The organism is Sphingomonas sp. SRI_018 (assembly GCF_057586275.1).
Genome location: NZ_JBYCZO010000001.1, coordinates 1,145,083 through 1,158,222 on the forward strand (window position 1 = coordinate 1,145,083; position 13,140 = coordinate 1,158,222).

At 68.2% G+C, this 13,140-nt stretch carries 17 protein-coding genes and 1 other RNA gene; 7 read left to right on the forward strand and 11 right to left on the reverse strand.

The features are described 5' to 3' along the window. Positions 1–151 precede the first annotated feature (151 nt). The 4 genes from AC2YHA_RS05395 (at position 152) to rplI (ending at position 1,927) form a co-directional block, all read left to right on the forward strand. Entirely contained in the window at positions 152–505 is a 354-nt protein-coding gene (locus AC2YHA_RS05395) for an RcnB family protein (protein WP_487400656.1), read from the forward strand. Positions 506–665: 160 nt separating this feature from the next. Beyond that, positions 666–1,088 carry a 30S ribosomal protein S6 gene (gene rpsF, locus AC2YHA_RS05400; protein ID WP_233782310.1) on the forward strand — a complete coding sequence of 141 codons (423 nt, stop codon included), beginning with the start codon at positions 666–668 and terminating at the stop codon, positions 1,086–1,088. Beyond that, positions 1,088–1,312 (forward strand): 30S ribosomal protein S18, encoded by a 225-nt coding sequence (gene rpsR / locus AC2YHA_RS05405; protein ID WP_233782309.1) that lies wholly within the window; start codon positions 1,088–1,090, stop codon positions 1,310–1,312. Before rpsF ends, rpsR begins: the two co-directional genes overlap by 1 nt. Before the next feature lie 12 nt (positions 1,313–1,324). Then, positions 1,325–1,927, forward strand: a complete 603-nt coding sequence (rplI, locus tag AC2YHA_RS05410; protein ID WP_233782308.1) for a 50S ribosomal protein L9 — start codon at positions 1,325–1,327, stop codon at positions 1,925–1,927. Positions 1,928–2,146: 219 nt separating this feature from the next. Here the strand turns inward: rplI and rnpB are convergent. The 10 genes from rnpB to AC2YHA_RS05460 all read right to left on the reverse strand — a co-directional run bounded on the left by rnpB (position 2,147) and on the right by AC2YHA_RS05460 (position 10,120). Continuing rightward, positions 2,147–2,507: RNase P RNA component class A (gene rnpB / locus AC2YHA_RS05415), an RNA gene on the reverse strand. A 46-nt stretch (positions 2,508–2,553) separates the two neighbouring features. Then, the gene (locus tag AC2YHA_RS05420; protein ID WP_487401706.1) at positions 2,554–2,892 is read right to left on the reverse strand and encodes a DUF3147 family protein; all 339 of its coding nucleotides are present in this window, start codon (positions 2,890–2,892) and stop codon (positions 2,554–2,556) included. A gap of 4 nt (positions 2,893–2,896) precedes the next feature. After that, positions 2,897–3,586, reverse strand: a complete 690-nt coding sequence (locus AC2YHA_RS05425; protein ID WP_233782307.1) for an N-acetylmuramoyl-L-alanine amidase — start codon at positions 3,584–3,586, stop codon at positions 2,897–2,899. Between the two features lie 39 nt (positions 3,587–3,625). Next, positions 3,626–4,456, reverse strand: a complete 831-nt coding sequence (locus tag AC2YHA_RS05430; protein ID WP_233782306.1) for a CheR family methyltransferase — start codon at positions 4,454–4,456, stop codon at positions 3,626–3,628. After that, positions 4,456–5,532, reverse strand: coding sequence for a chemotaxis protein CheB (locus AC2YHA_RS05435; RefSeq protein WP_487400657.1), 1,077 nt, complete (start codon positions 5,530–5,532; stop codon positions 4,456–4,458). Before AC2YHA_RS05435 ends, AC2YHA_RS05430 begins: the two co-directional genes overlap by 1 nt. A gap of 10 nt (positions 5,533–5,542) precedes the next feature. Beyond that, on the reverse strand, positions 5,543–5,908 hold the full coding sequence (locus AC2YHA_RS05440) for a response regulator (protein WP_233782304.1): 366 nt from the start codon (positions 5,906–5,908) through the stop codon (positions 5,543–5,545). A gap of 100 nt (positions 5,909–6,008) precedes the next feature. After that, positions 6,009–6,428: a chemotaxis protein CheW gene (locus tag AC2YHA_RS05445; protein WP_487400658.1), complete on the reverse strand. Its 420-nt coding sequence runs from the start codon at positions 6,426–6,428 to the stop codon at positions 6,009–6,011. Beyond that, positions 6,425–8,731: a chemotaxis protein CheA gene (locus tag AC2YHA_RS05450; RefSeq protein ID WP_487400659.1), complete on the reverse strand. Its 2,307-nt coding sequence runs from the start codon at positions 8,729–8,731 to the stop codon at positions 6,425–6,427. The genes AC2YHA_RS05445 and AC2YHA_RS05450 overlap by 4 nt, the downstream gene beginning before the upstream one ends. A 295-nt stretch (positions 8,732–9,026) precedes the next feature. After that, positions 9,027–9,677, reverse strand: a complete 651-nt coding sequence (locus AC2YHA_RS05455; protein ID WP_233782301.1) for a histidine phosphotransferase family protein — start codon at positions 9,675–9,677, stop codon at positions 9,027–9,029. 41 nt (positions 9,678–9,718) lie between these two features. Further along, positions 9,719–10,120 (reverse strand): M67 family metallopeptidase, encoded by a 402-nt coding sequence (locus AC2YHA_RS05460; RefSeq protein ID WP_487400660.1) that lies wholly within the window; start codon positions 10,118–10,120, stop codon positions 9,719–9,721. Positions 10,121–10,139: 19 nt separating this feature from the next. Between AC2YHA_RS05460 and AC2YHA_RS05465 the strand changes: the two genes are divergently transcribed. The 3 genes from AC2YHA_RS05465 to mtgA all read left to right on the forward strand — a co-directional run bounded on the left by AC2YHA_RS05465 (position 10,140) and on the right by mtgA (position 12,816). Further along, on the forward strand, positions 10,140–11,090 hold the full coding sequence (locus AC2YHA_RS05465) for an RluA family pseudouridine synthase (protein WP_487400661.1): 951 nt from the start codon (positions 10,140–10,142) through the stop codon (positions 11,088–11,090). Positions 11,091–11,151: 61 nt separating this feature from the next. Next, positions 11,152–12,057: an RNA polymerase sigma factor RpoH gene (gene rpoH, locus AC2YHA_RS05470; RefSeq protein WP_487400662.1), complete on the forward strand. Its 906-nt coding sequence runs from the start codon at positions 11,152–11,154 to the stop codon at positions 12,055–12,057. 21 nt (positions 12,058–12,078) lie between these two features. Continuing rightward, the gene (gene mtgA / locus AC2YHA_RS05475; protein ID WP_487400663.1) at positions 12,079–12,816 is read left to right on the forward strand and encodes a monofunctional biosynthetic peptidoglycan transglycosylase; all 738 of its coding nucleotides are present in this window, start codon (positions 12,079–12,081) and stop codon (positions 12,814–12,816) included. 9 nt (positions 12,817–12,825) lie between these two features. Here the strand turns inward: mtgA and AC2YHA_RS05480 are convergent, their stop codons facing one another. Further along, positions 12,826–13,098: a hypothetical protein gene (locus AC2YHA_RS05480; RefSeq protein ID WP_233782296.1), complete on the reverse strand. Its 273-nt coding sequence runs from the start codon at positions 13,096–13,098 to the stop codon at positions 12,826–12,828. Positions 13,099–13,140: the final 42 nt, after the last annotated feature.

Consider the following 13,140-nt stretch of genomic DNA (forward strand, 5'->3'; position numbering starts at 1 on the left):
GCCCGCGCGAGGCAAGCGGGCGAAGATGAACAAAGCTTTCCGCACCGCGACACTCTGCGACCATTTCGCGACCGGATCGACACAGGCGCGGGACAGTCGCCCCCTACTTCTCTCCATGTCGCCGACGAGGTGACTGAAAGAGGAGGATTTTATGAAGAAGATGATCCTGGCGGCCGTCGCCGCTTCGCTGGTCGCCGCGCCCGCCATGGCCGCGCCGTACGACCAGCACCGCTCGTCGACCGTGGTGCGCCACACCCCAGGCAAGACCGTCGTCGTGAAGCGCGACGTCCGCAAGACCAACTACCGCGCATGGCGCAAGGGCCAGCGGTTCGACCATCGCTACGCCCGCAACTACCGGGTCGTGAACAACTGGCAGGCCTATCGCGGCCGTCACCTCTATGCGCCGCCGCGCGGCTACCATTGGGTGCGCTCGGGCAACGACGCGGTGCTCGTCGCGCTTGCCGGCGGCCTGATCGGCGCGGTCGTCGCCGGCGCCTTCAACTAAGCGAGGGGCTTGCCTTTCGGCCAAAAATCCGTAGAGGCAGCGCCACAGCCGGGGCGGAGAGCCAGTCTCTCCGCCCCTGTGCTGTTTGAATATGGAACGACAGCCGGAGGGGCGTCCGCATGGGGCGGCGTCAGCGATCGGCCAAGACGGGAAAGACCACATGGCTCTGTACGAGCATGTGTTCCTTGCGCGCCAGGACTTGGCACAGGCGCAAGTGGACGCACTGGCGGAAGCCGCCACCAAGATCGTCGAGGACCACAAGGGCAAGGTCGTGAAGACCGAGACCTGGGGCCTCCGCAGCCTCGCCTATCGCATCGCGAAGAACCGCAAGGCGCATTACGTGATGCTCGAGATCGATGCCCCCGGCGACACCGTCGCCGAGCTGGAGCGCCAGATCCAGATCAACGAGGACGTCATCCGCTACATGACCGTCAAGGTCGACGCGCATGAGAACGGCCCGAGCGTGATGATGCGCAAGTCGGACCGTGACCGCGAGCGCCGCGGCGACCGTGGCGAGGGGCGCCCGGGCGGTGACCGCCCGCGCCGCGACCGTGACGACAACTTCGCCGGGGAGCAGAACTGATGGCCCGCGCTTTCTTCCGCCGCCGCAAGAGCTGCCCCTTCTCCGCGAAGGACGCGCCGCGGATCGATTACAAGGACGTCCGCCTGCTTCAGGGCTTCGTGTCGGAGCGTGGCAAGATCGTCCCGTCGCGCATCACCTCGGTGAGCGCCAAGAAGCAGCGCGAGCTCGCCCAGGCGATCAAGCGCGCCCGTCACCTGGGCCTTCTGCCCTACGTCGTTAAGTAAGGAGCGGCACAGATGGAAGTCATCCTGCTTGAGCGCGTCGAGAAGCTCGGCGCCATCGGCGACGTGGTGAAGGTGAAGGACGGGTTCGCCCGCAACTTCCTCCTACCGCGCAAGAAGGCGCTGCGCGCTAACGAAGCCAATCGCAAAGTCTTCGAGGCCAATCGCGAGCGGATCGAGGCGGAGAACGCCGCCCGCCGCACCGAGGCCGAGAAGGAGTCCAAGACGCTCGAGGGCGCCAGCGTCACGCTGATCCGCCAGGCGTCGAACACCGGCCAGCTCTACGGCTCGGTCGCGGTGCGCGACCTGGTCGAGGCGCTCGGTGCCGACGGCCACAAGGTCGCCAAGTCGGCGATCGTGCTCGACCGCCCGATCAAGGCGATCGGCGTCTACGAGGTGAAGGTCGCCCTCCACGCCGAAGTGGCCGTGACGATCAAGGTCAACGTCGCCCGCTCGCCGGAAGAGGCCGACATGCAGGCACAGGGCGTCGACGTGATGGCGGCGATGTTCGAGAAGGACGAAGCCGGCTTCACCGAGGACTATGACCCCAACGCCGAGCCGGGCGCGACCGCCGAGGTCCAGCCCGAAGCCCCGGCCGAGGAGACGACCGAGGGCTGAGCCTGCGCGTCGACCGGAGTTTGAAAGGCCGTCCGCAGCGATGCGGGCGGCCTTTTCTTTCGGTTCACGCCAGTAGGTGGAATCCCCACCTCTCCCTCGTCACCCCGGCGAAGGCCGGGGCCCACTGCGCGGCAGGCCGATGCGCTGGAGCCTCTTGCCCTATGCTTGCTGCATGGTGGACCCCGGCCTTCGCCGGGGTGACGAGAGCGTATCGAATGAAACGCCAGAGGGTCTGTAAGCCGGGTTCTGTCCACTCCCCGAGGGGAGATGGGCGACCATTCCTCTAGGACGGCGCTCGCGCGCCGCCTCCAGCAACCAACCCGGGCGACGGGCCGGAACCAGGCCCATGTGCCGCCCCTATTCGGTCTTGCTCCCGGTGGGGTTTGCCGTGCCGCTTCCGTTACCGGTCGCGCGGTGCGCTCTTACCGCACCCTTTCACCCTTGCCCTGCCGAAGCGGGGCGGTCTGCTCTCTGTGGCACTGTCCCTGGGGTCGCCCCCGGCGGGCGTTACCCGCCACCGTGGTTTCCGTGGAGCCCGGACTTTCCTCGTGCCGAAACACGCGGCCGCCCGACCCTCTGGCACCATCCATGTAGCGAGGATGACGCCCGTCCGCCACCCTTCGTCGCTAAAGCCGCAATCCGATGCGCGGAGCAAGCCAGGTCGTCGCCACATACAGCAGCACGGTCACTGCGCATCCCAATGCCAGCGCCAACCAGAACGGCACGCCATGACGCAGCATCGCCGGGATCAATAGAAACATCGGCAGCGAAGGCAAGGTCGCCTCCGCATGGGCTGCCATGTTCGCGGCATCCGGCTTGTCACGCCACAGCCACATCATCCCGAGCACCGATACCAGCGGCAAGGAGGCGATGAGCGCTCCGAAACCCGGATAGCGTTTCGCCACTTCCGAGGCCGCCGCGATCAGGATACCGGAGATCGCCGCCTTGATCGCGAGGTATAGCATCGCCTCAATCATCCCCCTGCGGCTTGGGCAGCAGCAGCGCGAGCAGGATCATGCGGCATTCGGCATCGATCTCGCCGTCGATCAGCTCGGGCCGGAAGCGGCGCTGGAAGGCCATGATCGCCGCCATCGGATCGGTCACCTCATAGCCGAACCGCTCGAGCGCAAGCAGGAAGCCGGCCTCGGTCCAGTGCGGGTCCATCAGGTTCCTGGTCGGCCGCGGCAGGGCAAGGCGCAGGCGCGCGAGCTTGCCCCAGGGGAACAGCTCGCCCGGATCGCGCTTGCGTGCCGGGGCGACGTCGGAATGGCCGACGATATTGCCACGCGTCAGCCCGTGCCGCTCCTTGATGTCGGCGACGAGCCGGATCACCGCCTCGATCTGCTCGTCCGGGAAGGGCCGATAACCGAACTCATGCCCCGGATTGACGATCTCGATCCCGATCGAGGCCGAGTTGACGTCGGTGATCCCGCGCCAATGCGACTTGCCCGCGTGCCAGGCGCGCTTGCCTTCCTCGACCAGGCGCAGCACCGCGCCGTCCTCGGCGACGACATAATGGGCGGAGACCTTCGCCTCCGGGTCGCGCAGCCGTGCGATCGCCGCCTCGGCGCTCTCCATGCCGGTGTAGTGGAGCACCAGCATCGAGACCGGCAGCGTGCGTTCGTCGAAATTGGGTGAGGGCGCGTCGATAACGTCCATGGGCCGCGCGAGATTGGGGCGGCGCGCGGCGAAACGCAACTAGGCGAGCTTGTAAAATCCCCGCCAGCGCTCGCTGGGCACGAACTTGTCGGTCTGCCCGATCACCGTCTCGCTCGCGCCAAGCACGAGCAGGCTGCCCGGCCGCATCGCCTTCGCCAGCCGCTCGAACACCCGCGCGCGTACATCCGGCGCGAAATAGAGCATGATGTTGCGGCAGAGCACGAGGTCGAACGCCCCCGGCGGCGGCGGATCGCTGACGAGGTTGTGCTGGCGGAACTGGACGCGGCCGACCAGCTCGCGCTTGGCGGTCCACTCGGCCCCTTCCCCCTCGAACCAGGCGATCATGCGATGAATCGAAAGCCCGCGCTGCACCTCGAACTGCGAATAGCGCGCGGCACGGGCGCGACCGATCGCACCCGACGAGACATCGGTCGCGACGATCTCCGGTGCGATGCCGTCCTCGATCAGCCGACGCTCGTGGAGCAGCATCGCAACGCTCAGCGGCTCCTGCCCCGTCGAGCAGCCCGCCGACCAGATGCGCAACCGCCGCCCTCGCGCCTCGCGCTTCATCGCGACCAGCGCGTCCCCCGCCATCTCCAGCACCGGAGCATCGCGGAAGAACGACGTCTCCTGATTGAGCAGCGCGTCGACCACGCGGTCGGACAGCGCACCGTCGCGCGAGGCGACGAGACCGTTCACCAGATCGTCCAAGCTCGTCATCCTCAGTTCGCGAAGGATCGGCTTCAGCGCCGCCTCCAGCCGCCACGACCGGCTGGCGGCGATCTGCTGTCCCGTGCGCTGCTCGAGCAGCGCGGCGATCGTATCCATGGCTCCGCCCAGCATCGGCCCCCGCACGATGGTCTGCTGCATCACGGCCGCGCGCTCCGTCCCGCGATCACCTGCCCGATCTCGTCGGGCGGCAGCACCGCCGTCGCCCCCGCCCCGTTGGCGACCGCGCCCGGCATCCCCCACACCACCGAGCTCGCGCGGTCCTGCACCAGCATCGATCCTCCCGCGGCGAGCACGTCCTGCGCGCCGATACTGCCGTCGCGCCCCATGCCCGACAGCACCACCCCGACCGCGCGCGGCCCGAACATCTCGGCGATCGAGGCGAACATCGGATCGACCGAGGGCATGCACCCGCTCACGCTTGCCTCTCGGGTGAGCCGGACCATGATCCCGCCGTCCAGTGCGCGTGCGCAGCGCAGATGCGCATCGCCGGGTGCGACCACGATCCGCCCCGGCCGGATCGGCATCCGCTCCTCGGCGACATCGCACGGCCGCCCTGCCAACAAGGCGAGCTGCGCCGCGAAATAGGGCATGAACGACGCGGGCAGATGCTGAGTGATCAGGATCGGCGTCTGGAAGCTCGACGGAATCGCGCGCAGCAGCCGCGAGAGCGCGTGGATGCCACCCGTCGAAGCACCGATCGCGACGACATCGAACGCCGGCAGCATCGGCAGCGTGCGCCGCGGCGGCCCGACCGGCAGGATCACCGTCTCCGGCGCAGACTCGATCAACCGGCCGAGCCGCTCCTCCAGCACCTCGGCGAAGCGGCGGGCGAAGCCGGTGACCGGCTTCTCCAGCGTATCCGCGGCTCCGAGCGCGAGCGCATGCACCGTCGCCGCGGCGCCGTCGACGGCGGTGGAGGAGACGACGAGGATCCGCGCCCCCTGCCCCGCCGCGACCAGATCGGGCAGTGCGGTCAGGCCGTCGACACCGGGCATCTCCAGGTCGAGCAGGATGATCTCGACCCGATGCACCGCCAGGAAGGCGAGCGCCTCGCGCGCGGTGCCGACCGCACCCGCCACCACGAACCGGCTGGTCGCGTCGATCATCCGGCCGATCGCCGCGCGCGCGACCACCGAATCGTCGACGATCAGGACGGAAGCTGGTGCCACCTCTCCCGCCTCGGTGAGATCGGCGAGGATGGACGAGAACGCCACGGCGCCGCGCTCAGGCGACGCCGACGATCTGGAGCTTGCTCTCGAGCGTCTCGCGGTCGAACGGCTTCATGACATATTCGTCGGCGCCCGCCTCGATCGCGGCGCGGATATAGGCCATGCCGTTCTCGGTGGTGCAGAACACCACCTTGGGCTTCTCGGCGAGCTCGCTCTCGCGCAGCGCACGGAGGAAATCCATCCCGCTCATCACCGGCATGTTCCAGTCGAGCAGGATCACGTCGGGCGGCGTCGCCATGCAGCTGTCGAGCGCCTCGCGGCCGTCACCGGCCTCGCGCACCTCGAAATCGAGGGTCTCGAGGATGTGCCGCGCGACCTTGCGGATCACCTTGGAGTCGTCGACGACGAGGCAGGATTTCATCTTCAGCCACTCTGTTACTGCACCGGATGACGCCTTGTGCCCGACAAGAGTAAGCGTCGCGTTAATCGAGGCAGGTGATCGATACCATTCGATTGCTTCGTCAGGCGCCGACCGGGATCAGCGCAGCCAGATCGATCGCCAGCACCGGCTCCCCGTCCCGCTCGATCAGCCCGCGCGCGATCGCGCTCCAGGCGGGGTCGAGCGCCACGCCGTTGGCGAGCGGCTGCAGCGTGAACTGCGCGACGTCCTCCAGCGCGTCGACCAGCAGCGCATAATGATGCCCGTCGGCGCGCACGATCACCGCCCGACCGCCCGGCCCGTCCTCGGCCGGCAGCCCCAGTGCCACGCGGGTGTCGATCACAGTGACCACCCGGCTGCGCAGCGCCGCCAGCCCGCGTACGATCGCGGCGGCGCGCGGCACCGCGGTCACTTCGCCGATGTCGACCACCGATTCGACCTGGTCCGATTCGATCGCGACGGTGCGCCCGGCGATCTGGGCGACGAGATAGAGCGCGGTCACTGCCCCCCTCCCGCAAGCTGGCGCTGCACCGCGGCGAGGATGCCGGCGCGGTCATAGCGATAGATGCTGTCGGTCTCGGTGCCGGCGACACGCTCGCGCCGCAGCCGCACGACCGGCGCGGAATGGTCGGGCGCGATCGCGGCATCGTCGAAGGCGAGCGTGGCGAGCGCCCCTTCCCCCTGCTCCTCGGAGGCAAGCACGCGATAGCCCGCCTGCTCCAGGATCGGGCGGAGGAAAGTGCTCATCCAGCCGTCGGCGCTGTCGACGATCCGGACGGCATTGGTGCCGGCGTCGGCACGCTCGGCATGGGCAGCAAACAGCCAGTGCACGTCGAGCAGCTCGACCGGCTCGCCGCCGACCAGCGCCACGCCGGCAACCGGCCCCGGCGCGCGCGGCGGAGCGATCTCGTCGGGCAGCGCGACGATGTCGAGCGCCTCGCCCATCGCATAGCCGATCTCGCTGGCACCGTCGCGCAGGCGCAGCACGCCCAGCCGCTCGCGCCCGGCGACCTCGCCCAGCGCCGCCAGCGGAATGATATGCCCCTCGATCGCGAGCCGCAGCGTGCCCGCCGCGAACGACGCCGCGCCGCCATCGACTTCCTCGACGCGATCGACCACCGCCAGTGGTACCGCACGGACCATGTCGTCGAGATCGCGGAACAGCAGCGCCGGCGTGCCGGCCGCTTCCACCTCGATCTCCACCTCGTCATCGGCGCCGATCCGCCGCTCGAAGCGCAGCCCGGCGTCGGCGGCGATGCCAGCGCAATCGATCATCAGCATCGGCCGTCCGCTGTCGGGCAACGTCTGCCCGGCGTAGAGCCCCGACGCCATCACCGCCGGCGCCGCCGGCTTGATCACCAGCTCCTCCGCATCGAGCACCGAATCGACCGCCAGCGCGAAGCTGCCGACGCCGAGCCCGACGATCGCCAGCATCCGCCCGGCCGCGGCATCGGCGCGGGCGATGCCCAACCGCTCGCCGAGGTCGACCAGCGGCAGCCGCCGCTCGCGCACCGTCGCGACGAAGCTGTTGCCGACTTGGTCGACGCGGATCGCCTCGCCATGCTCGTTGACGATCTCCTCGATCGCCTGGCGCGGAATGGCGAAACGCTGGTCCCCCACCCGCACGACGATCGTCGGGATGATCGACAGCGTCAGCGGCACATGGATGGCGATGCGCAGCCCCTTGCCGGGTGCGCTGTCGAGCTCCACCCGACCGCCGATTTGCTCGATCGAGGTGCGCACCACGTCCATGCCGACGCCGCGGCCGGAAATATCGGTCACCTCGTCCTTGGTCGACAGGCCCGGCTCGAACACCAGGTCGAGCCTGGCCCGCTCGGACAGGCTGCGCAGCTCGCGCTCGCTGCGGCCGTTCGCGACCAGCTTGGCGATGACGCGTTCGACGTCGATGCCGGCGCCGTCGTCGGCGATCTCGACGATGATCTGGTTGCCCGACTGGCGGGCGGAGACGCTGAGCCGCCCGTTCTCACGCTTGCCGAGCGCGCGGCGGCGGGCGGGCTCCTCGATGCCGTGGTCGATCGAGTTGCGGATGATGTGGCCGAGCGGATCGCGCAGCGCCTCGATCATCTCGCGGTCGAGCTCGACGTCGGCGCCCTCGATCGACAGCGTCACCGACTTGCCGAGGCTCGCCGCGGTATCGCGCACCATCCGAGGCAGCGCGGAGAAGAGCTGGTCGATCTTCTGCATCCGCGTCCGCGTCACGGTCTCGCGCATGTCGGCGACGGTGGCGGACAGGCGTTCGAGCGCCGCTTCCAGCGCCGGATCGGGATCGTCGTCGCGCAGGCGCCGCGCCAGTTCGTTCCTCGCCAGCACCATGTCGGACATACCGCTCATCATGCGATCGAGCAGGTCGACGCTGAGGCGGACGCTGCGCGACGGCGCGCGCAGCGTGGAGGCGGCGGCTTGTGCGACCTCCTGCGATCCTTCCGAGAGCGCGGCGATCAGCAGATCCTCGCCGGTATCGGCGATGGCGCTGCCGGCGTCGATCGCTTCGACCAGCTCGCCGATACGGTCGACCACCGCGAGCACGGCATTGACCAATGCCCGGTCGGGCGTGCGCTCGCCCGCGCGGACGGCGGCGAGCACGTCCTCGGCGGCATGGCTGAGCCGGGCGAGCCGCGGCAGGTCGAGGAAGCCGCAGCTTCCCTTCACCGTATGGACGAAGCGAAAGATGGCATCGAGCCGGGCGCGATCTCCCGGATCGGCCTCCCACGCCACGATCTCGCCCGAGAGCGCCTCCAGCGTCTCGCGCGTCTCCGCAATGAATTCCTGGAGAAGGTCGTCCATCGTCCCCCGCACGTCTCGCGCGGAGTTCTTGCCCGTGACAGGGTTAAAACGGCGTTTAGAACGCGCGCGTGTCGTGGGTCGAAAAAGTTGTTCACGCGGAGAGGCGGAGGACGCGGAGATACGTCGCCTGCCGGCGTCTCAGCCGCACCAGCGGCCTTCGTGCTTATCGCTTGCTACAGGCAGAAAGGTCTCGCTGACGCGAGACAGCGGCTACAGGCGAGACACCTCCGCGTCCTCCGCGCCTCCGCGTGAACCAAATCTTCCTTCTTCTTCGTGTCTTCACGAGAACAAGACACTACGCGGCAACGCTCGCGAACGCCGCCCCGAACAGCAGCACCGGCGCCCCCGGCTCCGACACCTGCAGCTCGCCCCCCTGCTCGCTCACCAGCGCACGGGCGAGGTGCGCCGCGGCGGAGCGCGGCGTCACCGGCGCGTCGCCACCGTTGCCGGTCAGGGCATCGCGCAGCTCGTCGTCGAGCACAATGCGCGGCCCTTCCGCCCGCACCACGATCTCGATCTGTCCCGACGCCACTTCGGCGCCGATATCGAGCTGCCCGCCGCGCACCAGCGCGTCTCCGGCGATCAGCGCGAGGTTGAGCAGCACCTTGACCGCCCCCTTGGGCAGTTGCGCCTCGTCGATCAGCCAGCCCAGCTTCACGCGATGGTTGTCGCCGAACAGTCCGGTGATCGCCGCCTGCGCCTCCCGCGTGTCGATGCTGTCGCCGAAGCCGCCCGCGGCACCGAAGGCGAGTCGGAAGAACTTGAGCTTGTTGGCCGAGGCGCGCGCGCTTTCGGACAAGAGCTCCAGGCAGCGCTCGCGCATCGCCGGATCGGTCTCGTCCGCCAGCAATTCGAGCCCGTTGTTGAGCGCGCCGACGGGGGACAGCAGGTCATGGCAGAGCCGTGAGCAGAGCAGGCTCGCGAAATCGGTGGCGGAAAGGTTCAAATCATCGCTCCGGTCGACAGGCAGGTCTTTTGGCCGAAGCCTCAGGCCGCTGCAACCGGCGACAGCACGAGTTCGACCGGGCGGAAGCCCTCCGCCGCCGCGCGCCACAGCGTCGCGTGCCTGCCCGCAACGATCATCCACAGTCTGTCGTCCGGCTGGGCGGCCTCGGCGTCGGTCGGCGACGGTTCGGCGCGCCCGCCCGGATGCGAATGGACATAGCCGATCAGGCGCGGCCCGCCGGCACGCTCGGCCCGCATCGCCGCGAACAGCGCCGCCGGGTCGATCTCGAAATAGCGCGCGGGATCGGGATGCACGTTCGCCGTCTGCCGCCAGCCGGTGATCGCCGTCTCGTCGCCGAACAGAAGGCCGCAGATCTCATGTCGCTCGGCGGCCGCGGCGGCGAGGATCGCGTCGAGCAGGGACCTTGAAATTTCGCACCGCATCACCATCTCCCGTAGCGTAATGGACCGGGGGGTTTCCATCATCGAAGCGCGGATTGCTGGCTCGGCCGACGGCTGGAGACTCGATCGCGCGCTGGCAGATGCGGTGCCCACCCTCTCCCGCGAACGATTGAAGGCGCTGATCTCGTCCGGCCAGGTCGTCGGCCGCGATGGCCCTGCCCGCGATCCGGCGCGCAAGGCGCTGGCCGGCGCGGAGTTTCGCATCACCGTGCCGGTGCCCAGGCCGGCGCACAACGAGGCGCAGGACATCGCGCTCGACGTGGTGTTCGAGGACGAGCATCTCATCGTCGTCGACAAGCAGGCCGGGCTGGTCGTGCATCCCGCCGCGGGCAACCTCGACGGCACGCTGGTCAACGCGCTGCTCCACCATTGCGGCGGCTCGCTCTCCGGCATCGGCGGGGTTGCGCGGCCGGGGATCGTCCACCGCATCGACAAGGACACGTCCGGGCTGATGGTCGCCGCCAAGACCGACCGCGCCCACGAAGGTCTCGCGCGTCAATTCAAGGCGCACAGCGTCCAGCGCCGCTACAAGGCGATCGTGTCCGGCGTGCCGTCTCCCCAGGGGAAAGTGGACGCGCCGATCGCGCGAAGTGTCAACAACCGAAAGAAGATGTCCCTCGTTGCCGAGGGGAAAGGGAAACATGCGGTCACCCATTGGCGCCTCCTGAAACCCCTGTTCCACTCCGCTCTCGTCGAATGCCGACTGGAGACCGGCCGCACCCATCAGGTGCGCGTCCACATGGCCTCGATCGGCCATCCGCTGCTCGGCGATCCCGTCTATGGACGAACCAAAACCGAGCATCGCGCGTTATTGGAAACGCTGAATTTCCGACGTCAGGCGTTGCATGCGGCTCATCTCGGGTTCATTCATCCCGTGACAAGCACCGCTTTGGCGTTCGATAGCGAAATGCCTGCAGACATGCAGGAACTGTTCACCGAACTTGTCGTATAGCATTTTGAAACGCGGCGCCGCCCGCCACGTGGGCGTTCCTCCGCAGAAGGGAGACTTCACCATGGCAAGCGCAACCAACGTCCCCGCGACGATCCCCGCGCTCGGCGGAGAGGCGAGCCTCAACCGCTATCTCGCCGAGATCAAGAAGTTCCCGATCCTCGCGCCCGAGCAGGAATATATGCTCGCCAAGCGCTTCCAGGAGCATGGCGATCCCGAGGCCGCGGCGCAGCTCGTGACCTCGCACCTGCGCCTCGTCGCGAAGATCGCGATGGGTTATCGCGGCTACGGCCTGCCCGTCTCGGAGCTCATCTCCGAAGGCAACATCGGCCTGATGCAGGGTGTCAAGAAGTTCGAGCCCGATCGGGGCTTCCGCCTCGCCACCTATGCGATGTGGTGGATCCGCGCCTCGATCCAGGAATTCATCCTGCGTTCCTGGTCGCTGGTGAAGATGGGCACCACCGCCGCGCAGAAGAAGTTGTTCTTCAACCTCCGGCGGATGAAGTCGAAGCTCGACGCCTTCGAGGAGGGCGACCTTTCCCCCGAGCACGTCGCCAAGATCGCCAAGGATCTGGGCGTGACCGAGGAGGAGGTCAACTCGATGAACCGCCGCATGGCGATGGGCGGCGACACGTCGCTCAACGTGCCTATGCGCGAGGACGGCGAAGGCCAGTGGCAGGATTGGCTCGCCGACGATTCGCCCTTGCAGGACTCGGTAGTCGCCGAGGCGCAGGAAGCGGATGTCCGTCACGACATGCTGGTCGAGGCGATGGACGACCTCAACGACCGCGAGAAGCACATCCTCACCGAGCGTCGCCTGACCGACGATCCCAAGACGCTCGAGGAGCTGAGCCAGGTCTACGGCGTCAGCCGCGAGCGCGTCCGCCAGATCGAGGTGCGCGCGTTCGAGAAGCTGCAGAAGGCGATGATGCGCCTCGCCGGCGAGAAACGGCTGTTGGCGGCGGCGTAAGTCGCGGCTAGCGTCGCTCATATGGGGGGCGCCATTGCCAATGGGACGAACAGGCGCGGCCGTACCAAACGGCCGCGCTCTTTCGTTCGCCGTGCCTTTGGCTGGCTGTTCCGGCTGATCCTCGCCTTCGTGATCCTGTCAGTGGCGATGACGGTGATCTACAAGTTCGTGCCACCGCCGATCACCTGGACGATGATCGGCGACGTGTTCGCCGGCCACGGCGTCACCAAGAAGTGGATGCCGCTGAGCCGCATCGATCCCGACATGCCCCGCGCCGCGATCGCGGCGGAGGATGCGCGCTTCTGCTCGCACAATGGCTTCGACTTCCGGGCGATCGCCGGCGCCGCCGTCCGCAACGCCAAGGGCGGCCGCATCCGCGGCGGCTCGACAATCAGCCAGCAGACCGCCAAGAATGTCTTCCTGTTCCAGGGCGGCGGCTATGCCCGCAAGGCGTTCGAGGCCTATTTCACCGTCCTTATCGAGGCGATCTGGGGCAAGCGGCGGATCATGGAGGTCTACCTCAACGTCGCCGAGACCGGCATCGGCACCTACGGCGTCAACGCCGGCGCGATGCGCTACTTCAAGCACGACGCCTCGCGCCTGAGCTCCCATGAGGCCGCCCAGATCGCGGCCGTGCTGCCCCTCCCCAAGAAACGCCCCGGCATCGCGCCGAGAGGCTTCACCCGCCGCTACGGCAACGCGATCAACCGCCGCATCGCCACGGTGCGCGACGGGGGGCTCGATGCCTGTCTGCGCTGAATCCGCAGGCTAATCGATCTTGTTGGCCGCGGTCTGCGCCGCGTCGCCCACCTTGCCCGCCGCGTCGCCGATATCCTTGGCAGCCTCGGTGGTCGCCTGTGTCTTGAGCGTCTCGTTCTTGCCTTGATTGATCAGGAACACCGCGGCCACGATCACCGCGACCAGCAATACCAGCCCGATCACCAGGCCGCCGCCACCGCCGCGGCGTTCGACAACGGTCACGTTGGGGGCGCCCGCGTTACCAGGCTGCGTGGTGGTCGTTTCGACCCGATCGTCGCTCATGATCCACTCCCTTCGTCATGACTGGCGCCACAACGAAGGGAA

What these genes read in the sequence shown, in the direction of transcription:
- AC2YHA_RS05395 (WP_487400656.1), top strand. Translation starts at nt 152, where the DNA reads ATGAAGAAGATGATCCTGGCGGCCGTCGCCGCTTCGCTGGTCGCCGCG.
- rpsF (WP_233782310.1), top strand. Translation starts at nt 666, where the DNA reads ATGGCTCTGTACGAGCATGTGTTCCTTGCGCGCCAGGACTTGGCACAG.
- rpsR (WP_233782309.1), top strand. Translation starts at nt 1,088, where the DNA reads ATGGCCCGCGCTTTCTTCCGCCGCCGCAAGAGCTGCCCCTTCTCCGCG.
- rplI (WP_233782308.1), top strand. Translation starts at nt 1,325, where the DNA reads ATGGAAGTCATCCTGCTTGAGCGCGTCGAGAAGCTCGGCGCCATCGGC.
- AC2YHA_RS05420 (WP_487401706.1), bottom strand. Translation starts at nt 2,892, where the DNA reads ATGCTATACCTCGCGATCAAGGCGGCGATCTCCGGTATCCTGATCGCG.
- AC2YHA_RS05425 (WP_233782307.1), bottom strand. Translation starts at nt 3,586, where the DNA reads ATGGACGTTATCGACGCGCCCTCACCCAATTTCGACGAACGCACGCTG.
- AC2YHA_RS05430 (WP_233782306.1), bottom strand. Translation starts at nt 4,456, where the DNA reads ATGCAGCAGACCATCGTGCGGGGGCCGATGCTGGGCGGAGCCATGGAT.
- AC2YHA_RS05440 (WP_233782304.1), bottom strand. Translation starts at nt 5,908, where the DNA reads ATGAAATCCTGCCTCGTCGTCGACGACTCCAAGGTGATCCGCAAGGTC.
- AC2YHA_RS05450 (WP_487400659.1), bottom strand. Translation starts at nt 8,731, where the DNA reads ATGGACGACCTTCTCCAGGAATTCATTGCGGAGACGCGCGAGACGCTG.
- AC2YHA_RS05460 (WP_487400660.1), bottom strand. Translation starts at nt 10,120, where the DNA reads ATGCGGTGCGAAATTTCAAGGTCCCTGCTCGACGCGATCCTCGCCGCC.
- AC2YHA_RS05465 (WP_487400661.1), top strand. Translation starts at nt 10,140, where the DNA reads ATGGACCGGGGGGTTTCCATCATCGAAGCGCGGATTGCTGGCTCGGCC.
- rpoH (WP_487400662.1), top strand. Translation starts at nt 11,152, where the DNA reads ATGGCAAGCGCAACCAACGTCCCCGCGACGATCCCCGCGCTCGGCGGA.
- mtgA (WP_487400663.1), top strand. Translation starts at nt 12,079, where the DNA reads ATGGGGGGCGCCATTGCCAATGGGACGAACAGGCGCGGCCGTACCAAA.
- AC2YHA_RS05480 (WP_233782296.1), bottom strand. Translation starts at nt 13,098, where the DNA reads ATGAGCGACGATCGGGTCGAAACGACCACCACGCAGCCTGGTAACGCG.